The sequence below is a fragment of the Streptomyces sp. NPDC056734 genome, assembly GCF_042790455.1.
Classification (GTDB): Bacteria; Actinomycetota; Actinomycetes; order Streptomycetales; family Streptomycetaceae; genus Streptomyces.
In genome coordinates this window covers 203,272-226,862 of sequence record NZ_JBHTZD010000017.1, presented here as the reverse complement: position 1 = coordinate 226,862, position 23,591 = coordinate 203,272, and the positions used below count along the sequence as shown (strand labels likewise).

General features: G+C 72.6%; 14 protein-coding genes. 2 read left to right on the top strand and 12 right to left on the bottom strand.

Going from position 1 to position 23,591, the window contains the following annotated elements:
* Positions 1 to 77: 77 nt before the first annotated feature.
* The 7 genes from ACFRFC_RS26210 to ACFRFC_RS26180 all read right to left on the bottom strand — a co-directional run bounded on the left by ACFRFC_RS26210 (position 78) and on the right by ACFRFC_RS26180 (position 14,934).
* Positions 78 to 1,718 carry a serine/threonine-protein kinase gene (locus ACFRFC_RS26210; protein WP_382680617.1) on the bottom strand — a complete coding sequence of 547 codons (1,641 nt, stop codon included), beginning with the start codon at positions 1,716 to 1,718 and terminating at the stop codon, positions 78 to 80.
* A gap of 244 nt (positions 1,719 to 1,962) precedes the next feature.
* Positions 1,963 to 3,759: a protein kinase gene (locus tag ACFRFC_RS26205; RefSeq protein ID WP_382680434.1), complete on the bottom strand. Its 1,797-nt coding sequence runs from the start codon at positions 3,757 to 3,759 to the stop codon at positions 1,963 to 1,965.
* 170 nt (positions 3,760 to 3,929) lie between these two features.
* Positions 3,930 to 5,099: a serine/threonine-protein kinase gene (locus tag ACFRFC_RS26200; protein WP_382680433.1), complete on the bottom strand. Its 1,170-nt coding sequence runs from the start codon at positions 5,097 to 5,099 to the stop codon at positions 3,930 to 3,932.
* Between the two features lie 243 nt (positions 5,100 to 5,342).
* The gene (locus ACFRFC_RS26195) at positions 5,343 to 7,262 is read right to left on the bottom strand and encodes a protein kinase (RefSeq protein ID WP_382680616.1); all 1,920 of its coding nucleotides are present in this window, start codon (positions 7,260 to 7,262) and stop codon (positions 5,343 to 5,345) included.
* 244 nt (positions 7,263 to 7,506) lie between these two features.
* Positions 7,507 to 10,392, bottom strand: a complete 2,886-nt coding sequence (locus tag ACFRFC_RS26190) for a protein kinase (RefSeq protein WP_382680432.1) — start codon at positions 10,390 to 10,392, stop codon at positions 7,507 to 7,509.
* 166 nt (positions 10,393 to 10,558) lie between these two features.
* On the bottom strand, positions 10,559 to 12,850 hold the full coding sequence (locus ACFRFC_RS26185; protein WP_382680431.1) for a serine/threonine-protein kinase: 2,292 nt from the start codon (positions 12,848 to 12,850) through the stop codon (positions 10,559 to 10,561).
* Positions 12,851 to 13,227: 377 nt separating this feature from the next.
* Positions 13,228 to 14,934, bottom strand: a complete 1,707-nt coding sequence (locus ACFRFC_RS26180) for a glycerol-3-phosphate dehydrogenase/oxidase (protein ID WP_382680430.1) — start codon at positions 14,932 to 14,934, stop codon at positions 13,228 to 13,230.
* Positions 14,935 to 15,340: 406 nt separating this feature from the next.
* Here ACFRFC_RS26180 and ACFRFC_RS26175 point away from each other — a divergent pair, with 406 nt between their 5' ends.
* Complete coding sequence (locus ACFRFC_RS26175; RefSeq protein WP_382680429.1) at positions 15,341 to 16,549, top strand: nucleotide sugar dehydrogenase; 1,209 nt, start codon at positions 15,341 to 15,343, stop codon at positions 16,547 to 16,549.
* A gap of 758 nt (positions 16,550 to 17,307) precedes the next feature.
* Here ACFRFC_RS26175 and ACFRFC_RS26170 read toward each other — a convergent pair.
* From ACFRFC_RS26170 to ACFRFC_RS26155, 4 genes are all read right to left on the bottom strand, one after another.
* A complete protein-coding gene (locus ACFRFC_RS26170) occupies positions 17,308 to 18,432 on the bottom strand; it encodes a GuaB3 family IMP dehydrogenase-related protein (RefSeq protein ID WP_382680428.1) in 1,125 nt (374 codons plus the stop codon).
* A 104-nt stretch (positions 18,433 to 18,536) separates the two neighbouring features.
* The gene (guaB, locus tag ACFRFC_RS26165; protein WP_382680427.1) at positions 18,537 to 20,054 is read right to left on the bottom strand and encodes an IMP dehydrogenase; all 1,518 of its coding nucleotides are present in this window, start codon (positions 20,052 to 20,054) and stop codon (positions 18,537 to 18,539) included.
* Between the two features lie 167 nt (positions 20,055 to 20,221).
* Complete coding sequence (locus ACFRFC_RS26160) at positions 20,222 to 20,809, bottom strand: sigma-70 family RNA polymerase sigma factor (protein ID WP_382680426.1); 588 nt, start codon at positions 20,807 to 20,809, stop codon at positions 20,222 to 20,224.
* Between the two features lie 366 nt (positions 20,810 to 21,175).
* Positions 21,176 to 21,787: a response regulator transcription factor gene (locus tag ACFRFC_RS26155; protein ID WP_003948568.1), complete on the bottom strand. Its 612-nt coding sequence runs from the start codon at positions 21,785 to 21,787 to the stop codon at positions 21,176 to 21,178.
* A 380-nt stretch (positions 21,788 to 22,167) separates the two neighbouring features.
* Here ACFRFC_RS26155 and ACFRFC_RS26150 point away from each other — a divergent pair, with 380 nt between their 5' ends.
* Positions 22,168 to 22,503: a WhiB family transcriptional regulator gene (locus tag ACFRFC_RS26150; RefSeq protein ID WP_382680425.1), complete on the top strand. Its 336-nt coding sequence runs from the start codon at positions 22,168 to 22,170 to the stop codon at positions 22,501 to 22,503.
* 74 nt (positions 22,504 to 22,577) lie between these two features.
* Here the strand turns inward: ACFRFC_RS26150 and ACFRFC_RS26145 are convergent, their stop codons facing one another.
* A complete protein-coding gene (locus ACFRFC_RS26145; RefSeq protein WP_382680424.1) occupies positions 22,578 to 23,519 on the bottom strand; it encodes a LysR family transcriptional regulator in 942 nt (313 codons plus the stop codon).
* Positions 23,520 to 23,591: the final 72 nt, after the last annotated feature.

Here is a 23,591-nt window from a genome sequence, read left to right as displayed (position 1 = left end):
TATGCCGCGCCGGAGGCTTTGTGTACCCGCCGGTAATGGAGAGGCGCAGACCGCGCCGACCGGATCCTGCCCGAGGCTCAGCCCCCCGCGCCCAGCTCCAGCCGGTCCCGCGCCTCCTTGAACACCGTCGTGCCCCGCTGCTCCTCCGCCGTCCCCTTCGGCATGTCCACCCGCAGCTCATACATCCGGCCGTCCCCGGTGAGGATCATCAGCTCCATCACCCGGGTGGTGAACCCCTCGGAGGTGTACGTGGTGTCCGCGATCACCGCGTCACTGCCCTGGAAACTGGTCTCGGTGTACTGGGTGCGCGCCTGCGGGTCGTACCCCGCCCAGATCGCGTGCGCGTCCTTCGCCTGCCCCATGGCGTCCCGAGGCGCCCGGTCCCACTGCGTGAGGCGTACGTCCACGGAGCCGGACGCGTAGACCACCAGCCGAGGCTGATCGTCCGGCCCGCCCTGCCGCGCCAGCTCCTCGTACTCCACCGGGAGCGCCAGTACGGCGTCCATGTCGCTCTCGGGATGGAGTACCCAGGTCTCGATGGCGGACGCCGACGGCGACGCGGCCCCCTCGGGCGCCCCCGTCAGCCCGGCCGTCGCCCCGGGCGTCAGTTCGGCGACCGCCGTCTCCCCCTCCCCGCCCTCCGTCCCGCCGAGGGCCGTCGTCCCGGCCCATATCCCACCGCCGAGGAGCGCTCCCACGAGGGCGAGGGTGACGGGGTGACGGAAAGCGGGAAGGCGGCGCGGAGGCAGGACGGGGGGTACGGCGGGAGGTACGACGTCCGCCGGGCCCCCCGGGTCCGCCTGAGGTATCCCCCCGTCCACGACACCCACACCCTCCGCCCCGGCCACCCCTCCCGAGCCACCGGTCCCGCCCCCCAACCGAACCGTCCCCGCATCGTCCCCGAACTCCCTCAACCCATCCGTCTCCTGAGCGACCCCCGCCTCCCCACCGGACCGGAAGGGCACCGGCCACTCCTCCACCACCGTCTCCAGCGCAGCCGCCGTCTGTGCGGGCCCCGGCCGGCCGTCGGGGTCCTTCACCAGCAGCCCCACGATCAGCGGCCCCAGTGGTCCGGCCCGTTTCGGCTCGGGCGGATCGGTGGCGAGGATCGCGGCGAGCGTGGACTCCGGCGTCGTACGCCGGAAGGGGGAGGCGCCCTCGACGGCCGCGTACAGGAGCACGCCGAGCGACCACAGGTCGGAGGCGGGTCCGGCACCGCGTCCGGACATCCGCTCCGGCGCGACGAACTCCAGCGAGCCCACGAACTCCCCGCTCACCGTGAGCGATTCCTCGCCCTGGACGTGGGCGACACCGAAGTCCGTGAGGACGACCCGGCCGTGCGCGCCGAGCAGCACATTGGCCGGTTTCACATCGCGGTGCACGATCCCGACGGCGTGCGCGGCGCGCAGTGCGCCGAGGACGGCGAGGCCGATCCGGGCGGACTCGACCGGCGACAGGGCGCCCCGGCGCAGCCGCTCGTGCAGGGACTCGCCGCGGACCAGTTCCATGACGATCCAGGGGATCCCGTCGTCGACGACCACGTCGTGGATGGTGACCGCGCAGGGATGGTCGACGCGGGCGGCGGCGCGTGCCTCCCGGTGCAGCCGGTGCGCGGCCCGCTGATGCGCCTCGTCCTCTGGGGCGCCGGGCAGATGCGGCTGCTTGACGGCGACCTCTCGGTCGACCAGCTCGTCGTGCGCCCGCCACACGGCACCCATACCACCCGAACCGATCCGCTCGACCAGCCGGTAACGCCCGCCGACCAACCGCCCACCGACCGACGGCCCACCGACCAACCGTCCGTCGACCAACCGCCCGTCGACCAACCGCCCACCCGTGGCCGTCCGTTCACCGCTGGGCCGTCCGTCGGGGTCGGGCCGGTGCGCACCGCCGTCACTCATGCCCCATGCCTACCGCGCCGAGCGCCTCGCTGTCGACGCGGCATCAGTGCCGCGCGGCGACTCACAGCTTGTCGACGTCCAGGTTCGCGATCGCGGTCCGCGCCACGTCCCGGCCCCGCTCGGTGAAGTCACCCTGGCCCGGGTAGCCGACGGTCAGTTTGTACATGTCCCCGCCGGACGTCTTGAAGTAGAAGATCCGCAGCTCACGGGGGCGCGGATTCTGCATGTCGGTGGTCGTGTACGTCACCGTGTTCTCGGCGGCCTTCTTCCCCTCGTACGACACCTCCGGCTTGGGCGCGGTCCCCGGCGCCTCCGGCATGCTCAGCTCGTACGAACCGCTCTCCTTGAAGGTCGCGTTGTCGTCGTACATCTCCGCCGACGCGGAGTCGGCGATGTCCTCGGTGGTGTCCTCGGCCTTCTTCTCCAGGGTCAGCCCGATCCAGACGGCCCCGCTCGCGTCGGCGTACGTCACCCAGTGCGTCTCGTCGTCCTTCTCGGGCACACTGCGCTTGTAGTCCTCCGGTACCGCGAGGGTTACGCCGAGCGCCTGCTCCTGCCGGGTCTTCCAGCCGTCCGGCAGCGGCCCGGCGAACGGATCGGCGATCACGACGTACGACGTCACCGCCGCCGCGACCACCACCGCCCCCAGCCCGATCCAGGCCACCCGCCCGAACCGCGGGCCCCGGCGGGCCGGTTCGGCGACGGTGACGATCTGCGTGGGCACGGGCGGGGCCGGCGGGTTGGCGGCCGCCTCCAGCAGGGCGCGCACCCGCGCGGCGTCCGGGCGGCGGGCCGGGTCCTTCTGGAGGAGGCCGTTGATGGCGTCGGCGAGCGGTCCGGCGGCCACGGTGGGCGGGGCGGGGGCCGCGTTGAGGACGGACTGGAGGGTGGCGGGCGTGTTGCTGCGGCGGAACGGCGACACGCCCTCCGTCGCCGCGTACAGCACCACCCCCAGCGACCACAGATCGCTCGCCGGTCCCGGCCGCTGGCCCAGCACCCGCTCCGGCGCGATGTACTCGGGCGAGCCCACGAACCCGCCCGTGTCGGTCAGATTCGTCTCGCCCTCGATCTGCGCGATCCCGAAGTCCGTGAGGACCACCCGGTCGTGCCGGCCGAGCAGGACATTGTCCGGTTTGACGTCCCGGTGCAGGATCCCGGCGGCATGCGCGGCCTCCAGCGCGCCAAGCACCTCCAGGCCGACCCGGGCGGCCTCGCGCACGCCCAGGGTGCCCTCCTGGAGGGCATGCCCGAGGGAACGTCCCTGCACCAGCTCCATGACGATCCAGGGCCGCCCGTCCACGACGGCCACATCATGCACGTTCACCACGGCCGGATGGTCGAGCCGGGCCGCCGCCCGCGCCTCGCGCCGCATCCGCTCGTAGGCGTTCTCCCGTTCACGCTCGGGAAGATGGTCCGGGACGCGGGGCTCCTTCACCGCGACCTCACGGTCCACGGTCTCGTCCTTGGCCCGCCACACCGTCCCCATACCGCCGTGCCCGAGCTTGGACAGCAGCCGGTACCGCTCGGCGATCAGCCGCCCGGCGCCGGGATCATGAGCCGCCTGCTGGGGCACCGCCCGCTGCGCGGCGGGCGACTGCTCGGCGGGGTGCGGCTGCGCGGACTGCTCGTGCGAGGACTGGGCATGCGGGGGCACGGCATGCGGGGGGCCCGCGTGCGCGGGCGTCGCGTAGGGGTTGCCGGGGTGCGGGACCGGCACCTGCGGGTTCGGCGCCTGCGGGTTCGGCGCCTGCTGGTTCGGCAGCTGTGGGTTCGGCAGCTGGCCCGGCGGCTGCGGCGGTTGCAGTTCGAAACTCGTCGGTTCATCGGCCCCATGGCGGGCTCCCCCGTTGTTACTCATGGGCCCATCCATATCGCGCCGAACGCCCCCGTTTCCACCTCGAAACCGGGGCCGTGCCACACCCGTGACGCGGGCCGCGACTTATCTCCCATTTATGGCGGTGCTTCTGGGGTTATGTCGGGAGTACGTCACGACGCCTCACGGAACGGCCGTCGGAACGGCGGAAACGGTCACCGAGGGACTGACGGCAGGACTGACGGCCCAGGACTGACGGCCGCACTCACGGGAGGACTCACCGGCCTGCTCACCGACGCACCGACCGACGCGCTCACCGTTGCGCTGACCGACGAACTCACCGACGCACTCACCGACGCACTGACCGTCGCACTCACCGACATACTCGGTGGCCCCCCGCCCGGCCGCTCGTCCCCGCCCCCCTCCCCCTCGTCGTCGTCCGCCAGCAGTACCGCCGACACGCCCGCCCCGGTCAGCGCGGCCACCAGCAGCGCGGCCGCGAGCAGCCCCCGGCGCCGGGACAGCACCCGGTCCATCCGCCGCCGTTCGGTACGGCCCGTGTCCAGGAAGGCCCGCAGCATCCGTTCCGCCCCGACCGCGTCCAGCCGCCGTTCCGGATCGCGCTCCAGCAGCCGCCGTACGACCGGCAGCAGCGGCCTCGCCTGTGCCGGCAGCCGGATCTGGGCGGAGACCACGGCGTTGAGCGTGCCGCCCACCGAGGCACGCTGGAAGGGCGACTCACCACTCACCGCCGCGCACAGCAGCGCGCCCAGCGACCACAGGTCGGAGGCCGGTCCGGTGCCCGTGCCCGACATCCGCTCCGGCGCGGTGTACTCCGGCGACCCCACGAACGTGCCGCTCTCGGTGAGCGTGGACGCGCCGGACACCCGCGCCACCCCGAAGTCGGTGAGCACGACCCGCCCGGTGCCGGCCTCGATGAGCACATTGGCGGGCTTGAGGTCGCGGTGCAGGACGCCCGCCGCGTGCGCGGTACCGAGCGCGCCGAGCAGCGCGACCCCGATCCGGGCGGCCTCGCGCGGCTCGACGGGACCGTCCGCGGCGAGCCGGTCGGCGAGCGACCCGCCGTCGATCAGCTCCATGACGAGATAGGGCCGCTCCTCGTGCGCCACCACGTCATGGACGACGATCAGATGCGGGTGGTGCAGCCGGGCGACGGTACGGGCCTCGCGCAGGATCCGCTCGCGCTGCACCCGGGCCCGGTCGGGCGAGAGGGAGGGATCGACGTCGAGTTCCTTGACCGCGACCCGGCGGCCGAGCAGTTCGTCGGTGGCCCGCCAGACCACCCCCATACCGCCCCGTCCGAGGAGCGCCTCCAGCCGGTAGCGGCCCGCGATGACACGACCATCCGCGCGCTCGGTCCCCATGCGCCCCATCATGCCCGACCCGGAGCCACCCCTTCCGGCCCCTGAGCGCGCAGGTGGCCGACAACCGACGCCGCTCCCGGCACCCCATCCGGCGACCGGCGGGACAACTCCCGCGAGGCACCAGGAGATCACCGTACGAAACCCGTTCGCCCGATACGACCGAATCCCGCCCACGCCGACGGCCCAATCCACCATCCGGTACGTACCGCTGCCGCTCTCTCGAACGACCGTCGGCCGGCCGACTCAGCCGGACGATTCGGCTCCCGGCTCGCTCCAGCTGCGCAGCACCGCCTCGAACTCCTCGACGGCCGTCTCCCACTCCTCCGCGGGCGCCGCCATGTAGAGCGCGTACTCGACGCCGTCCCGGGAGAGATTCATCTGGTCCACCGCCCGGTACGGCCCCGGGAACGCGGTGTCCTTGGCCAGCGCCGTCCAGCTGTACTCCCAGCGGGCGCCGGAGCGGTCCCGGTAGATGTTCCGCTCCAGCGAGGTCTGCTGATAGTCCACCAGCCGGTCCCCGAGCTGCTGATCGAGGTCGAGCAGATGCGCGTACGGATCGGCGTAGTCGGGTGAGCTGTCGACGGCTATACGCAGGAAGTGCCGCCCGCTGTCGGGGGTGTAGTCGACCTGCTGGATGTCACCGGAGACGCTCGGCTCCTGCCGCTCCCAGCCCTCGGGCAGCGAGAGCCCGAAGCCCAGCGGATCCGTGACCGACACCCACCCCTCCGGCACGACCGCCCCCTGATCGACCGGCTCGTCCTGGCCGTCCTGACCGTCCTGGCCCTGCGACGGCGTCGGCTCGGACTCCGGCTCCGACTCCGGCTGTGACTCGGGGGACGGGGAGTTCTGCTGCTGCCCCTGCGGGCTGCCCTCGCCCCCGTACCGCTGCTCCAGCACCACCGCCGTACCCCCGCCGACCAGCGCGGCCACCGCGACCACCAGCGCGAGCGTGCGCAACCGCCGCTGCCGCCGCGGCGGACGGGCCGGACCGGACGGAGCGACCGGGCCGGACGAACCGGACGGACCGGCGGGGCCGCCCGGAAGACCCATGGGACCCGGACCGCCACCGCCGGGCGGATGCGGGCCGACGGCGGTCGGCCCGGTCACCGGCGGATACGGAGCCGACGCGTACGGGGTCGGCGGATACGGAGCCGACGCGTATGGGGTCGGCCGATACGGGGTCGATGAATGCGGGGTCGATGGATACGGGGTCGGCGGCTGGGCCGGCGTCCCGGACCCCGTCGCCCCTCCCGCCCCGCCCGCCCCTCCCGCACCGGCGGAATGCGATCCGGAATGCGATGGGGCGGGCGCGAACGAGGTGGGCACATACGCCTGTGCCGCCCGGGGCCGTCGCCCCTCCGCCGCCTCCGCGAGGAGCTGCTCGGTCTCGGCGATGCCGGGGCGGGCGGCCGGGTCCTTGCGCAGCAGCGCGGTGATGACGGGCGCGAGCGCCCCGGCGTGCGTCGGGGGTTCGGGCTCCTCCTCGACCACCGCCTGCATGGTGCCCAGCGGTGACGTGCGGCGGAACGGCGACAGCCCCTCCACCGCCGCGTACAGCGTCGCCCCGAGCGCCCACAGATCGGCGGCCGGCCCTGGATCGTGGCCGCGCACCCGCTCCGGGGCCAGATAGTCGACGGAACCGACCACCTCACCGGTCCGCGTGATGGTGCTGTCGCCCTCTATCTGCGCTATCCCGAAGTCCGTGAGCAGCACCCGGCCGTCGCGCGCGAGCAGGACGTTGCCCGGCTTCACATCGCGGTGCAGCACCCCGGCGGTGTGCGCGGCGCGCAGGGCCCGCAGCACCCACAGCCCGATCCGGGCCGCCTCGGCGGGCTCGATCCGGCTGTTCTCCTTCACCGCGTCGGCGAGCGAATACCCCTCGACCAGCTCCATCACGATCCATGGCCGGCCGTCGTGTTCGAGTACGTCATGGACGGTGACGACGGCCGAGTGGTTGATCCGCGCCGCCGCCCGCGCCTCGGCCCGGGTGCGCGCCAGCAGCACCGACTGGTCGCTGTCGGAGGCGTAGAGCGCGGCGGTCAGCTCCTTGATGGCGACGGCCCGGTTCAGGACTTCGTCATGGGCGCGCCAGACCCGTCCCATGCCTCCGCTGCCGATGGCTTCGGTCAGCCGGTAGCGGTCCCCCAGGCGCAGGCCCTGCATCTGATTCACGTTCCCCCGCAATGCTCTTGACAGGGTCAGCGTAAAGACCGCCCCGCGCTCGGGGAACCTATGGGTGGCCTCGGAGACCGCACTGTGACGGTTGTCGCTTTACGTGACAGAAATGAACCAAGCCCGCGAGCGCCCGTCTAGGCCCCGATCCGACCGTGGACCAGCCCTCCCCGAGCAGGCGTTCACCCCCCTGCTGGCCCCCTGCCGACCCCCTGCCAGCCCCTGCCGGCTCCTGTCAGTCCGTCACCTGATACGTCTCCGCCGCCTGCTCGTAGAGCCGGGTCACCTCGTCCCGCTCGGCCTCCGGGCCGCGCAACTGCACCACGTGATATCGGCCGTCGACCAGGATCGCGAGATTGCGTACGAACAGTTCGCGCCCGTCGTCGCCGGTCCAGGTGAACTGTCCCTCGGCCATCATCTGTCCGCCCACCTCGATGGACTTCAGCCCGGTGGAGGTGGCCCAGCTGGAGTCGCGGTACGGCTGGAGCTCCGCCTCACGCTCGCGCTGGTACTCCATCGGATCCGTGCCGAACTCGTCCGCCGAGTCCCGCCCAGGCACCAGGATCAGCTCGAAGGAGCCCTGCGAGTAGACCACTTGCCCGCGCCCGTTCTCCGCCGTCCGGTCCCAGCCGTTGGCGACGGCCACCTGGAAGCCCTCGGGGTCATCGCGCAGCGTGAACCCGTCGGCAACCTCCGGACCGGCGGTCTGCGTCTCCGCCGACCCCGTCGACCCGTCCGACCCGCCTGCCGATCCGTCGCCGCTCTCCTCCCCGCCGGGTGACGTCTGGTCGGGCCGGGGTTCACTGCTGGCGTCCGGCGCTCCGGACTCCTCGCTGACCCCGCCGGCCGCCCCGGTCCGGTCGGTGCCGCTGGCCCCGCTCGTCCCGTCCTCACCGGCCTTCGGCATGAACAGCGCCGCGTACGTGATCGCCCCCGCCATCGCCAGCAGCACCAGGACGAGCAGGGTGCGGCCGAGCTTGCGCGGCGCGCGCTTCTCCTGCCGCGCCCGCTTGTGCCGCCCGTGCGTCGCGGGGAGCCCGGCCTTGCGCCTGCGCACCAGCTCGCCCCGGCGGCGCACCACCGGCAGCCGGCTGGTGTCGGCGGGCGGCGCCGCCACCACATGCACCCCGGCCTCCGGTTCGGGCGCCGAGCGCACCAGCGAACGCAGCCAGCCCCGCAGCTCCTCGAAGTCGATGCGCTCGGTGGGGTCCTGACGCAGCAGCGACTCCACCACCGGCCGCAGCGGCCCGCACTCCTCGGCGAAGGCGGGCGGCTCCCCGCACACCATCTGCACCAGCTCGGCCGTCGACTCCTCCGGATACGGAGCATGCCCCTGTACGGCGCGGAAGAGCAGCGCCCCGAGCGCCCACAGGTCGGTCGCGGGACCGATCGGCGCCGCCAGCTGCCAGTTCTCGTGCACCGGCCCGGCCTGCTCCGGCGCCCAGCGCTCGGTCACCGGCCCGACGACCGCCATCCGCGCCTGCCGCGCCCGCTCGGCGGCCAGCGCCGTGGCCGGCCCCCGCCGAACGACCGGCCGCCCTGCGGCCACCTCGTCCCACCGCGCGGACCCCCCGGCCACCGAGCCGACCTCGGCGGGCCCCGCCTGCGCCGGAACACCCACCCCCGGCACCCCGGCCACGCCTGCCCCCGGGAGTCCTGTCCCCGGGACTCCAGCGCCTGGACCTCCAGCGCCTGGACCTCCGGCGCCGTGGATTCCCGCCCCCTGACGCCCCAGCGCCTGCCCTCCCGGGATCGCGGGCGGCAGCACGGCGGCGGCTCCGGCCCCTTGCCCGGCCTGCCCGACCTGTTCGATCTGCTCGACCTGCCGACCGGCACTCCGCACCCCATAGGGGTCCGCTATCTGCCCGTGCGGCCCCGGCGGCTCCCCGCTATCGGGCGCCGGACCGGCACCGGGCAGTGCCGCGCGCCCGTTCTGCTGCGTCTCCTGCACCCGGGCCGCCGCCCGCGCACCCGCGCGGTACGCGGCGATCGCCCCGGCCCGCGCCGCTCTGATGTCCCCGCCGCTCTCCACCGCCTGCCGGACGGGCGCCGCCGGACCCCCGGCACTCGCCCCCCGGTCGGCCCCGGCCACCGGCAGCCCACCGGCCGCCCGCGCCTCGATCGCGGCCCGCCGCGCGGCCTCGGGATCACTCCCGAAGGACCCGGCAGCCCCCACCGCCCCCGCGTGCCCACCAGGACCACCGGGACCACCAGGACCACCGGGACCACCGAAACCCACGGCCCCACCGGCACCTACATGCCCACCGGCACCCGCACCCACAGGCCCACCCGCGCCCGCAGGTCCACCGGCACCCACCTGCCCAAACTGCGCCCCACCACCGGGACCACCCCCACCCACACGACCAGAAGCCCCACCAGAGGCTCCCTCACGCCCACCGGCCCCACCGAGCGCACCGGCACCCCCGGATCCACCAAGCCCCGCCCCCGGCCCCCCACCGGCCCTCGCCCCACCCCCGACGACGCCGCCGGCATCCCCCTCCGAAGGCGGCACCGGGTCGTACCCGCACAGCGCCTCCTCCGCCGCGCCGACCGCGAGCCCGGTCAGCATGACCCGGCCGTCGTCGCAGATCAGGACCGTGCGTGCGGTGATGTTGCGGTGCACCCAGCCATGGGCGTGCAGCACCCGCAGGGCGGTGAGGACGTCGGAGGCGACCTCCGCCGCGCGATAGGGCGTCAGCGGCTGCTCGGCGAGCAGGGCCGCGAGCGGCCGGGCCGGTACCAGTTCACTGACGATCCACAGCGAACCGCCCTCGGCGAACACGTCGAAGACCTGGTCCAGCCGGGCATGGTCAGGGATCCGCGCCGCCGCCTGTGCCGCCTCGACGGCCCGCCGCACGGCCGGATCGGCTGGCCGGCGCGTACTCGCGCTCCGGGCCGGTGGTCTGCGCCCCACCTGGCTGCGGGCGGTGAACCCCTCGGGCAGCCCCTGGTCGTCGAGCACCTCCGCCTCGACCACCTCCGGCAACGGCACCTGCCGTACCAGGACTTCCTGCCCGCTGTAGGTGTCGAAGGCCCGGCTCTCGGCGAGTTCGTACTCGTCGGAAGGCGGCAGCGGCAGGCGGTAGCGGTCGGCGAGCACCCGCCCCGCGTAGTCGTCCACGTTGCCTCCCCCGGCCGTCCGGGTTGGTCAATTCCGTTCGTCAGGCGTCCCGTTCCGGATGCGTACGGTTCGCAAGCACTCACGATACGTGCCAGAGGCAATACGCATTGAGGGGATGGGACATCTCATCGTCCCTACCCGTTTTCCGCCCCCAGTCCGCGCCCGCTCACGGCTTGGGTTCGAAGGACTCCGTCAGCGTGCTCCACGTGTCGGCGCGCTCGGGATCGCCCCAGTTCGCCGCCTTCGCCGTGTACATCAGGGCGTAGCCCTGATCGTCGTCCACGACGAACCCCCGGTCGACCGAGCGGTACTGCGTGCCGCTCTCCACATAGGTGAACTCCCAGTCGGCCGTGTTCCAGCCCCGGTAGTCCACCGCGGCTATTCGGATCCGCTCGTACTGCGCGCGGGACATCGAGCGTTCCTGGTTCTCCCAGTCCGCCACCGGGTCGTCCTTGGGTGTGGTCGTCCAGCCGACCAGCAGCTTCTGGCCGTCGGGGCCGGTGAAGCGGTCCCCGGCGCTGTCCGAGGACTCGTACTTCCAGCCCTCGGGCAGCCCCACCGAGTAGCCCTGCTGCCCCTCGTACGTCGACGCCACTCCGCTGACCGCGGACGAGTCGCCCCCGTCCTCGCCCGCGTCGTCGGAGGCGTCGTCCGACTGCTCCTCGTCATCCGGCTGAGCGGCGCCCGTGTCCGGCGTGCCGCCCTGGGCCGCGGGGTCGGTGGCCGCTCCGTCCGTGCCCGTGCCGCCGCCTTCCTCGGAGCGGGTGTCGGCGCTCGCCGTCGCGCTGGGCGTGGCCGGGGTGCCACCGTCGGACTGCGCGTCCGATGCGTCGTCCCCGGAGAACATGATGCTCAGCACCACTCCGAGCGCCGCCAGCAGCACCACCACGGCGATGATCAGCAGCGTCCGCCTGGGCACCACGTCGGTCAGCGACGCCCTCGGCGCCGTGCGCGCGGGCAGATCCGGCGGCGGCACCACGGGCCACCCGGACGCACTGCGCCCCGGCGCCGTGCCGTTCGCCCCCGCCCCACCGGCGGACGAGGATCCACCCCCGGCCGCCGAGCCACCGCCCGAAGCGGACCCCGCAACCGACCCGGCCCCCGCCGCCCCGGCCTTACCGGCGGAGCCACCCGAGCCACCGGTACCCCGCGACGCCCCGGCCTCCGCCGGCATCCCGGCCGCCACCGACGCGGCTCCCTTACCGGAGGCCCCGGAGCCCCCGGAGGACACTGGGGACGACGCGGAAGACCCAGAAGACCCGCCGGACCCACCGGAGGCCCCGCCAGAAGCCCCGGAGGCCCCACCGGAAGAACCGCCGACCCCACCCGCCGCCCCGGCGTCCGTACCGCCCCCCGGCGTACGCGTGACCGCCGCCGCACCGGCCGCACCGGCGACGCCCGCCGCCGCTGCCCCGGTGGCGGCCACCGTGCCCTTGCGCCCCGACCGCAGCGCCCCGCGCAGCCGCCCGCCCGACTCGCCGCCCGGTCCGGAACCCTGCCCGGCACCGCGTCCGGTGCCCGGACTCGCCTTCTCCGAGCGCCGGTCCGGCTGCGGCGGCAGCTCGATCGCCCGCGTCGCGTCCGCCGGCTCGGCGCCCCCGGACTCCGGCGCGTGGATCACGGCATGCAGCTTGGCCCGCGCGCCCGCGTCGTCGAGCCGCTTCAGGGGGTCCTTGGTGAGCAGGCCCCGGATGACGTCCGCCAGCGGCCCGGCGTTCTTCGGCTCCTCCAGCGGCTCGGTCATCACCGCCGTGAGCGTGGCGATCGCGGAGCCCTTGTCGTAGGGCGGGCCGCCTTCCACGGCCGCGTAGAGGAGTCCGCCCAGCGACCAGAGGTCGGCGGCCGGGCCGGGCTTGTGGCCGCGGGCCCGCTCCGGGGAGATGTAGGAGGGGGCGCCGACGAGCATGCCGGTCGAGGTAATGGACGGGTCGCCCTCGACCTGGGCGATACCGAAGTCGGTCAGCACGACCCGGCCGTCCTCGGCGATCAGTACGTTGGACGGCTTCACATCGCGGTGCAGGATGCCCTCGCGGTGCGCCGAGCGCAGCACGTCCAGGATGGCGAGGCCCACCTCGGCCGCGCGGCGCGGCTCCAGCAGCCCGTCCTCACGGATCGCCTCGGCCAGCGACTTGCCCTCGACCAGCTCCATCACGATCCAGGGACGGTCGTCCTCCTGGACCACGTCGAAGACCGTGACCGCGCTGGTGTTCCGGATCCGCGCGATGGCCTTGGCCTCGCGCAGGGTGCGGGTGATGAGCCGGCGTTTCTCCTCCTCGTCGATGCTGGTCGGGAACCGCAACTCCTTGACCGCGACCGTCCGCCCCAGCGTCTCGTCCTCGGCCCGCCACACCGTCCCCATGCCGCCACGGCCGAGCACGCCTCCCAGCCGGTACCGCCCGGCGAGGAGACGTGCGCTCTGGTCCTGACGGGATGCCCCCGTTCGCTCCGCCTCCGACATGCGTCCCCTCATGCAACCCGCCCTGACAGAGCCTTCATTGTCTCTCACCCGACAAGTGCTCAGCGCCCCGGGTGCCCTTCCCCGGCCTCCGCCGGAGTCCCTCCGTCCCCCATCACCGGAATGCGGCCCGCACTCCGCCCGACACCCGATGAACGAACCGACCCCGAACAGAGATCCCGAACCCCTACACCCGTTCGAGTGACATGACCGACGCCCTCCACGACGAACCGTCAGCCCGCCCCGACCGTCAGAGCGACACGACCGCCGGCACGCCCCGACCATCGGAGCGACACGACCGTCAGCGTGCCGAGCGTGCCGCCCGCCCAGGAGAATGCAGCGCGGCCCCGCCGAGCCGCCCCCGCCAAGGCCCGCCCCCGTCAGAGCGGCACGATGTCCGGCGCCCCCAGCCGCGCCGCGTCCGCCGTCAGGTCGTCCGGCTGGCGCTGGGACTCCCGCTCGGCCTGCACCCGCTTCTCGTAGCGCTCGACCTCGCGCTCGATCTGGCTCTTGTCCCAGCCGAGCACCGGAGCCATCAACTCGGCGGCCTCCCGGGCACTGCGCGTACCCCGGTCGAAGGTCTCGATGGAGATCCGGGTGCGCCGGGTCAGCACGTCGTCCAGATGCCGCGCCCCCTCGTGCGAGGCGGCGTAGACGACCTCGGCGCGCAGATAGTCGTCGGCGGCCTGGAGCGGCTCGCCCAGCGAGGAGTCGGCGGCGATCAGGTCGAGCACCTCCTCGGCCAGCGAGCCGTACCGGTTCAGCAGATGCTCCACGCGCACCACATGGATGCCGGTCCGCGCGGCGATCCGCGCCCGCGCGTTCCACAGCGCCCGGTAGCCCTCCGCGCCCAGCAGCGGGATGTCCTCGGTGACACAGTCGGCGACCCGCATGTCCAGCCCGCGCACCGCCTCGTCCACGGCGTCCTTGGCCATCACCCGGTACGTCGTGTACTTGCCGCCCGCCACCACGACCAGGCCCGGCGCCGGATGGGCCACGGTGTGCTCGCGCGACAGCTTGCTGGTGGCGTCCGACTCACCGGCCAGCAGCGGGCGCAGCCCGGCGTAGACGCCCTCCACGTCGTCGCGGGTCAGCGGCACCGAGAGCACCGAGTTGACGTGCTCCAGCAGATAGTCGATGTCCGCGCTGGAGGCGGCCGGGTGCGCCTTGTCGAGGCTCCAGTCGGTGTCGGTGGTGCCGATGATCCAGTGCCGCCCCCAGGGGATGACGAACAGCACGGACTTCTCCGTACGCAGGATCAGCCCGGTCGTGGAACTGACCCGGTCCTTGGGCACGACGAGGTGGATGCCCTTGGAGGCCCGGACGTGGAACTGCCCGCGCTCGCCCACCATCGCCTGGGTGTCGTCGGTCCACACACCGGTGGCGTTGACGATCTGCTTGGCGTGGATCTCGTACTCCCCGCCCGCTTCGACGTCCTGCACACGCGCGCCCACGACCCGCCCGCCCTCGCGCAGGAAACCCGTCACCCGCGCGCGATTGGCGACCTTCGCGCCGTACGCCGCCGAGGTCCGCACCAGCGTCGCCACGTACCGCGCGTCGTCCATCTGCGCGTCGTAGTACTGCAACGCCCCGACCAGCGCGTCCTTCTTCAAGCAGGGGGCGACCCGAAGGGCGTGACGGCGGGTCAGATGACGGTGGGTGGGCAGCCCGCGCCCATGACCGCGGGCCAGCGACATCGCGTCGTAGAGGGCGACACCCGAGCCCGCGTACAGCCGCTCCCAGCCCTTGTGCTGGAGCGGATAAAGGAACGGCACCGGCTTGACCAGGTGCGGGGCGAGCCGCTCCAGCAGCAGACCGCGCTCCTTGAGGGCCTCGCGCACGAGAGTGAAGTCCAGCATCTCCAGATAGCGCAGCCCGCCGTGGATCAGCTTGCTGGACCTGCTCGATGTGCCCGACGCCCAGTCGCGGGCCTCCACCAGCCCCGTGGACAGTCCTCGGGTGACGGCGTCCAGGGCGGTGCCCGCGCCGACCACCCCGGCGCCCACGACCAGCACATCCAGTTCACGCTCGGCCATTGATGCCAGGGACTCGGCGCGCTGCGCCGGCCCCAGTGTCGCTGTCCTCACCGCTGCCTCCCGCTCGTCGGTCGCGCCGGCCGCACCCGTCGGGCGCTGCCACGGCCGAATCCCCCTGCCCAGATTCTGACCGTCCTGCCCGGCTCCGGCCACCACACACCACCAGCCTGTGGACAACCTGCCCGTCCGCGCAACGCGAGACGGGACGCCCGGCCCGGCGACACAAGGAGGCAATGCCGTATTTCGGTCATATTTACTCCTAGTCTGACATTGCGCTGCCCCGTTCTGTCCACAGGGGTTGCACACCCGCCCCACCCCTGCTAGCCGCTCCACCCCTACTAGCTGCTCCACCCCCGCGCCACACCCGTTCCCCGCACCACCCCTCGAACCGCCCCCGCACCACCCCCGCTCTCTGCCCCGCCAACCGCTTCGGCAACTGGGAAGGACGGCCCACGCCATGCCCGCAGATCTCGCCGTCATCGGACTCGGCGCGCTCGGCCTCCCCCTGGCCCAGGCCGCCGTCGCCGCAGGCATCCCCACCGTCGGCTACCCGACCGGGCCCGAGGCCGGCTCCCTGAGCCCCGCCGACATGCGCCGGATGCTGGCCGACGGCTACCGCCAGGCCCCCGCCCCCGCCGAGCTGGGCCGCGTCCGCTACGCGGTCATCTGCGCGCCCACCCCGCGCGGCCCCGACGGCGACCCCGACCTCGGCCAGGTGGAGAGCGCCGCCCGCACCCTCGCCCCGCGCCTGCGCCCGCACACCACCGTCATCCTGGAGTCCCCGGTCCACCCCGGCACCACCGAGAAGTTCCTCCGCCCCCTCCTCGAAGCCGGCTCCGGCCTGCGCGCGGGCCGCGATTTCCATCTCGCCTACTCCCCCAGCCGCGTCGACCCCGGCAACCGCGACTTCACCCCGGCCAACACCCCCAAGGTCATCGGCGGCCTCACCCCCGCCTGCACCGAGTCCGCCGCCACCTTCTACAGCCGCCTCACCGACAAGGTCGTCCGCGCGCGTGGCCTGCGCGAGGCCGAGACCGTGCAGCTCCTGGAGACCAACTTCCGGCACGTCAACATCGCCCTCGTCAACGAGATGGCCGTGCTCTGCCACGACCTCGGCGTCGACCTGTGGGACGTCGTCCGCTGCGCCGAGACCAAACCCTTCGGCTTCCACGCCTTCCGCCCCGGCCCCGGCGTCGGCGGCCACGCCACCCCCCAGGCCCTCACCGGCCCGGCCGGCCGCGGCCTGCGCATGGTCGAACTGGCCCGGCACGTCAACGAACAGATGCCGCGCTACGTCGTCCAGCGCGCCGCCGCCCTCCTCAATGAGCACGGCAAATCCGCCCGCGGCGCCCGCGTCCTGCTCCTCGGCGTCACCTACAAACCCGACCTCGCCGACCAGCAGGGCACCCCCGCCCACGAGATCGCGATCCGCCTCATGGAACTCGGCGCCGCCGTCAGCTACCACGACCCGCATGTCTCGTCCTGGAACGTCCTGGACCGCCCGGTCCCCCGGGCCGACTCCCTCTACGAGGCCGCCGCCGACGCCGACCTCACGATCCTCCTCCAGCAGCACCGCACGTACGACCTCCAGGGCCTCTCGGTAAAGGCCCAGCTCCTCCTGGACACCCGGGGAGCCACACCCACGGGGGCAGCGCACAGGTTGTGAGCGGGGGGCGCGTGGGGGTGCGGCGCCGCGAGAGCTGGTGGCGTGGGCCGAGTGGTGCCAGTACGGTGGAGACGGCTGAATCACGGGTGTCCGCCCCCAATTCTCATGGGGGCGGCCATCCAGACGCAGGTGGAGCCCACCCCGCAGCGGGTACTGCGGCAGGCTCCGACCGACTAACGGGTGTCCGCCCCTAGTTCTTGTGGGGGCGGCCATCCACACCTTGCACAAAAGATCAAAAGAGGAGCCCACCGCAGAGGCCACTGCGGCAGGCTCCGACCGACTAACGGGTGTCCGCCCCTACGTTCTTTGGGGGCGGCCGCTCATCGGCCATAGATCCGCAAGATCCACCTCCTCCGGAACTTCACCAGCCGAAGCTGAAGACGGTCCCAGCGGGTGGGCTTGCGGTGACGTCCCATGGGCACGCCCCCTTCCATGACGCCACCCATAGGCCCGGTAGGCGGCTCACTTGGAATTCGGGCCGGGCCCCGAGGGCCGGGGTCCGGAACGCTCTCCTTGGAAGGGGGCGTCCCAGAGAACTGGGGCGCCGGACACGGACGTTACCGCCCCGCTTCGCCCATTCAGCCCACATCCACCCCGAACGCAACCGTGCGCCCCCACCTCGCACAACACGCCCCCACCAGCGCGTTCAGGCACGCGAAAGGGGCCCGGCCACCCCCCAGGGCAACCGGACCCCTCCGCTCAAGCCGACAGCCAATAACCGACAGCCGACAGCCGAGCGAATCAGTCAGGGCGCGGCGTCACCGCTTGTGCTGCGAGTCCGCCACCGTGACCTCCACCCGCTGGAACTCCTTCAGCTCGCTGTACCCGGTGGTGGCCATCGCCCGCTTCAGCGCGCCGAAGAAGTTCATCGAGCCGTCGGGGATGTGCGACGGGCCGGTGAGGATCTCCTCGATCGTGCCGACCGTGCCCAGGTCGACCTTCTTGCCTCGCGGCAGCTCCTCGTTGACGGCCTCCATGCCCCAGTGGTGGCCCTTGCCCGGCGCGTCGGTGGCGCGGGCGAGCGGGGAGCCCATCATCACCGCGTCGGCGCCGCAGGCGATCGCCTTGGACAGGTCACCGGACCAGCCGACACCGCCGTCCGCGATCACATGCGCGTACCGGCCACCCGACTCGTCCATGTAGTCACGGCGGGCGGCGGCGACATCCGCCACCGCCGTGGCCATCGGGACCTGGATGCCGAGCACATTGCGCGTGGTGTGGGCGGCGCCCCCGCCGAAGCCGACCAGGACACCCGCCGCGCCCGTGCGCATCAGATGCAGGGCGGCGGTGTACGTGGCGCAGCCGCCGACGATCACCGGGACATCGAGTTCGTAGATGAACTGCTTCAGGTTCAGCGGCTCGTGCGAGGACGAGACATGCTCCGCCGAGACCGTCGTACCGCGGATGACGAACAGGTCCACGCCCGCGTCCACCACGGCCTTGGAGAACTGGGCCGTGCGCTGCGGGGAGAGCGCGGCGGCGGTGACCACACCGGCGTCGCGCACCTCCTTGATGCGGGCGCCGATCAGCTCTTCCTTGATGGGCGCGGCGTAGATCTCCTGGATGCGGCGGGTGGCGGACCCGGCGGGCAGCGCGGCGATCTCGTCGAGCAGCGGCTGCGGGTCCTCGTAGCGGGTCCACAGCCCTTCGAGGTTGAGGACGCCGACGCCGCCCAGCTCGCCGATGCGGATCGCGGTGGCCGGGGAGACGACCGAGTCCATGGGGGCGGCCAGGAAGGGCAGCTCGAAGCGGTAGGCGTCGATCTGCCAGGCGATCGAGACCTCCTTCGGGTCGCGCGTACGGCGGCTGGGGACGACGGCGATGTCGTCGAAGGCGTATGCCCGGCGCCCGCGCTTGCCGCGCCCGATCTCGATCTCAGTCACGTGTGTGGCCTCTCCCTTTGCGTTCAGCGCCTTCCAGTATCACCGACCGGCACGGCGAGGGCGGCTCCGGAGTCTCCGGAGCCGCCCTCGGCACGCCGTGCGGACTACTTGCCCCGGCTGTAGTTCGGCGCCTCGACCGTCATCTGGATGTCGTGCGGGTGGCTCTCCTTGAGGCCCGCGGAGGTGATCCGGACGAACCGGCCCCCCTCCTGGAGGTCGGGCACGGTCCGGCCGCCGACGTAGAACATCGACTGGCGCAGCCCGCCGACCAGCTGGTGGACCACGGAGGCGAGCGGGCCGCGGTAGGGCACCTGGCCCTCGATGCCCTCGGGGACCAGCTGCTCGTCGGAGGCGACGCCCTCCTGGAAGTAGCGGTCCTTGGAGAAGGACTTGCGCTCGCCGCGGGTCTGCATGGCGCCCAGCGAACCCATGCCGCGGTACGACTTGAACTGCTTGCCGTTGATGAACAGCAGCTCGCCCGGCGACTCCTCGCAGCCCGCGAGCAGCGAGCCCAGCATGACCGTGTCGGCGCCCGCGACCAGGGCCTTCGCGATGTCGCCGGAGTACTGGAGGCCGCCGTCGCCGATCACCGGGACGCCGGCCGCCTTGGCGGCGAGGGCCGCCTCGTAGATGGCGGTGACCTGCGGGACGCCGACGCCGGCGACCACGCGGGTCGTACAGATCGAGCCGGGGCCCACGCCCACCTTGATGCCGTCCACCCCGGAGTCGATCAGGGCCTGGGCGCCGTCGCGGGTGGCGACATTGCCGCCGATGACGTCGATGCCGGAGGAACTGGAGGAGTTGGACTTGATCTTGGCGACCATGTCGCCGACCAGCCGGGAGTGGCCGTGGGCGGTGTCCACGACGATGAAGTCGGCGCCCGCCTCGATCAGTGCCTGGGCCCGCTCGAAGGAGTCACCGGCGACGCCGACCGCGGCGCCGACCAGCAGCCGCCCCTCGGCGTCCTTCGCGGCGTTGGGGTACTTCTCGGCCTTGACGAAGTCCTTGACCGTGATCAGGCCCTTGAGGACACCACCGGCGTCCACCAGCGGCAGCTTCTCGATCTTGTGGCGGCGCAGCAGCTCCATGGCCTCCACGCCGGAGATGCCCACCTTGCCGGTGACCAGCGGCATGGGCGTCATGACCTCGCGCACCCGGCGGGTGCGCTCGGTCTCGAAGGCCATGTCGCGGTTGGTGACGATGCCCAGCAGCTTCTTGTCACCGTCGGTGACCGGGACGCCGCTGATGCGGAACTTGGCGCACAGGGCGTCGGCCTCGGCGAGCGTGGCGTCCGGGTGGATGGTGATCGGGTCGGTCACCATGCCGGACTCGGACCGCTTGACCAGGTCGACCTGGTTGGCCTGGTCCTCGATGGACAGATTGCGGTGCAGAACGCCGACGCCGCCCTGGCGGGCCATCGCGATCGCCATGCGCGATTCGGTGACCTTGTCCATGGCGGCGGACAGCAGCGGGATGTTGACCCGCACGTTCTTGGAGACGTACGAGGCGGTGTCGATCTCGTCGGGAGCCATGTCCGACGGGCCCGGCAGCAGCAGCACGTCGTCGTAGGTCAGCCCGAGTGTCGCGAATTTCCCGGGCACTCCGTCGACGTTGGCAGTCATGACACCTTCCCCATATGGCCTTGCTCGGTGCGGATGTCCATGCTAACGGGAAGCGGAGGCACCTCATTCCACGGTTCAGCGGGCCGAACGGCTTCGTATGTTCGTACGGAAGACAGGGCAGCCCAGGTACAGAACGGCTGCCCAGTGGCCTTGGGGAACCAGGCCGCCTACTGCTCGGCGAGCGCCCGCAGTCTGCTCAGCGCCCGGTGCTGGGCCACCCGGACCGCGCCCGGTGACATTCCCAACATCTGGCCCGTCTCCTCCGCGGTCAGGCCCACGGCGATCCGCAGCAGCAGCAGCTCGCGCTGGTTCTCGGGAAGGTTGGCCAGCAGCTTCTTGGCCCATTCGGCGTCGCTGCTGAGCAGGGCGCGCTCCTCGGGGCCGAGGGAGTCGTCGGGCCGCTCGGGCATCTCGTCGGACGGGACGGCCGTGGAGCCGGGGTGACGCATCGCGGCGCGCTGGAGGTCGGCGACCTTGTGCGCGGCGATGGCGAAGACGAACGCCTCGAAGGGGCGGCCCGTGTCGCGGTAGCGCGGCAGGGCGAGCAGGACGGCGACGCAGACCTCCTGCGCCAGATCCTCGACGAAGTGCCGCGCGTCGCCCGGTAGCCGGGACAGCCGGGTGCGGCAGTAGCGCAGCGCGAGGGGGTGGACATGGGCGAGCAGGTCGTGTGTGGCCTGCTCGTCCCCGTCGACGGCACGATGGACGAGCGCACCGATCGCCCCATGGGCAGTGCCCGCCTCGTCGTCGCGCATCGGACCATGGTGCCTTGGCGCTGTCGCCTCCATGGCACCGCCTTGGGGGTTGTGCACCGAAGCGTTATGAGCAGGTGCGCCGGAACTCATCCCCTGCGCCCTCCCCTTCCGCTCGACCGACTCGTCCGCGAGGAACTCCACACCTCAAGGATGCGGCATCCGCGGCGAAACGAGCAGCGGGCGTCCGCAGGACCGCCGAACCGCCCCCGTCCGCCACCCGGCAGACGGGGCTCTCACGACGTTCACGGTCCGGGCGGCGACGCGCGCGCTCCCTCGACCGGCGGGCGCCCGGCAGGCCCCTGTACTGCGGGCCTGCACCAGACAGCGGGTCCACGGGCCCTTGGTGAGGGCCCGGGCCGACCGGGCCTAGCGGACCAGCCCCCACCGGAATCCGAGCGCCACCGCGTGGGCCCGGTCGGACGCGCCGAGCTTCTTGAACAGCCGGCGCGCGTGCGTCTTGACCGTGTCCTCGGAGAGGAACAGCTCACGGCCGATCTCGGCGTTGGAGCGGCCGTGACTCATGCCCTCCAGCACCTGGATCTCGCGTGCGGTGAGCGTCGGCGCGGCGCCCATCTCGGCGGAGCGCAGCCGGCGCGGGGCCAGCCGCCATGTGGGGTCGGCGAGCGCCTGTGTCACCGTGGCCCGCAGTTCGGCGCGCGAGGCGTCCTTGTGCAGATAGCCGCGGGCCCCGGCGGCGACCGCGAGGGCCACTCCGTCGAGATCCTCGGCGACGGTGAGCATGATGATGCGCGCTCCTGGGTCGGCGGACAGCAGCCGCCGTACGGTCTCGACGCCGCCCAGTCCGGGCATGCGTACGTCCATCAGAATCAGGTCCGAGCGATCGGCACCCCAGCGGCGGAGGACTTCCTCGCCGTTGGCCGCCGTCGTCACACGTTCGACGCCGGGCACGGTCGCAACCGCGCGCCGCAGCGCTTCTCGGGCAAGCGGGGAGTCGTCGCAGACGAGGACGGAAGTCATAGCCGCCCTCCGCAGCTGATGCGCGTCACCTTGAGCCTCCAGGCTGGTACGTATCGTCACCTGTGCGGTCGACCGTCTCGGACGCTTGCCCGAGCGCATGTGTTCTCAACCGCCACCGCACTCTCAACGACGGTCACTCGAAAGAGTTACGGGGCCGTACGCCGTCTCCGGCACTCTACGTGAGGGGACGGACACGGTGTTGATATGCACAACGGACCCTCAAGGTTTCGTCACAAGCTATGCCCCATTTGGCCTATTTTCTTCCCTTTTACTGGTGTCTGAGGCTAGATTCTTATGTGGTCATATTTTCATCTCCTTAGATCGTAGTTGTACGGTCGCGGGCACCGTATCCGCTCAGAACGGCTGCAAGGGGTCACGTAATGGCAGATTTCTCCCGCCTTCCCGGACCGAACGCGGACCTGTGGGACTGGCAGCTGCTGGCTGCCTGCCGCGGGGTGGACAGCTCGCTCTTCTTCCATCCGGAGGGCGAGCGCGGTGCGGCACGGAGCGCTCGTGAGAACTCGGCCAAGGAGGTCTGCATGAGGTGCCCGGTCCGCGCGGAGTGCGCGGCGCACGCACTGGCGGTGCGTGAGCCGTACGGCGTGTGGGGCGGGCTCACCGAGGACGAGCGCGAAGAGCTGATGGGACGGGCGCGCAACCGGCTGGTACCGGCGACCGCGACGGCCAACGGCGGCCATCCCGCCCCGCACAACTGAAGTAACGTTTCTTCACGCCGGGCACGCCTAGACGTGCCCTTATGTACGTACGCCTCCGGCCGGTCCCGCCGCGGCTATGGGGTCGCCGCGACGGCCCGGGCCGCCGCCCGTTCCAGTTCGTCCAGGGTCGCCGCGACCGCCGGGACCTGGGCCAGATCGGGCAGGGTCAGGGCGACGATCTCGCGCCGGACCGGCGGTTCCAGGGTGACGGTGCGCGCGCCGCGCGGTCGTACCGACTCCACGGCGAGCTGGGGCAGGACGGCCACGCCGAGTCCGGCGCCGACCAGGCCGACCACCGCCGGGTAGTCGTCGGTGGCGAAGTCGATGCGGGGGGTGAACCCCGCGCCCTCGCACACCTCGATCAGCTGGCCCCGGCAGCGCGGGCAGCCGGCGATCCACGGCTCACCGGCGAGTTCACCGATGGCGACGGACGCGGCGCGGGCCAGCCGGTGCCGCTCGGGTACGAGGGCCACCAGCCGGTCGCGCAGCAGGGGCCGTACGACCAGGTCGTGCCATTCCCCTGTGTCCCCTGTGTCCCCCGCGTCATCGGCGCCCGCCGCGCCTTCGTAGCGGAAGGCGAGGGCGAGGTCGCAGTCGCCGTCCCTGAGGAGTTCCACCGAGCGCGGCGGTTCGGCCTCCTCCAGAAAGACCCGGGTGCCGGGGTGGGCGGCGCGCAGGGCGGCCAGGGCGGTGGGGACCAGGGTGGAGCTGCCGCTGGGGAAGGAGACCAGCCGGACCCGTCCGGCGCGCAGCCCGGCGATGGCGGCGACCTCCTCCTCGGCGGCCGTGAGCCCCGAGAGGATCCCGGCGGCATGCCGGACCAGGGCCTCCCCCGCCTGGGTCAGCCGCATCTCACGTCCGCTCCGGATCAGCAGCGGGGTGCCGACGGACGCCTCCAGGGCCTTCATCTGCTGGCTGACGGCGGGCTGGGTGCAGCCCAGCTCGCGCCCCGCCGCCGAGAAGGAACCGGTGGTGGCGACAGCACGCAGGACACGGAGATGGCGGGCCTCGATCACCCTTCGAGCATAAGCGGACCTTGGGGAGCGCGGCGAATATGGCGTCGCACCTTTGGGGATGATCGGCTTACC

Excerpts from the sequence above, each read along its gene's own strand:
- ACFRFC_RS26150 (WP_382680425.1), top strand. The coding sequence starts at position 22,168 with ATGGCAGATTTCTCCCGCCTTCCCGGACCGAACGCGGACCTGTGGGAC.
- ACFRFC_RS26160 (WP_382680426.1), bottom strand. The coding sequence starts at position 20,809 with ATGCGCGACGACGAGGCGGGCACTGCCCATGGGGCGATCGGTGCGCTC.
- ACFRFC_RS26175 (WP_382680429.1), top strand. The coding sequence starts at position 15,341 with ATGCCCGCAGATCTCGCCGTCATCGGACTCGGCGCGCTCGGCCTCCCC.
- ACFRFC_RS26210 (WP_382680617.1), bottom strand. The coding sequence starts at position 1,718 with ATGGGTGCCGTGTGGCGGGCGCACGACGAGCTGGTCGACCGAGAGGTC.
- ACFRFC_RS26185 (WP_382680431.1), bottom strand. The coding sequence starts at position 12,850 with ATGTCGGAGGCGGAGCGAACGGGGGCATCCCGTCAGGACCAGAGCGCA.
- ACFRFC_RS26155 (WP_003948568.1), bottom strand. The coding sequence starts at position 21,787 with ATGACTTCCGTCCTCGTCTGCGACGACTCCCCGCTTGCCCGAGAAGCG.
- guaB (WP_382680427.1), bottom strand. The coding sequence starts at position 20,054 with ATGACTGCCAACGTCGACGGAGTGCCCGGGAAATTCGCGACACTCGGG.
- ACFRFC_RS26205 (WP_382680434.1), bottom strand. The coding sequence starts at position 3,759 with ATGAGTAACAACGGGGGAGCCCGCCATGGGGCCGATGAACCGACGAGT.
- ACFRFC_RS26195 (WP_382680616.1), bottom strand. The coding sequence starts at position 7,262 with ATGCAGGGCCTGCGCCTGGGGGACCGCTACCGGCTGACCGAAGCCATC.
- ACFRFC_RS26200 (WP_382680433.1), bottom strand. The coding sequence starts at position 5,099 with ATGGGGACCGAGCGCGCGGATGGTCGTGTCATCGCGGGCCGCTACCGG.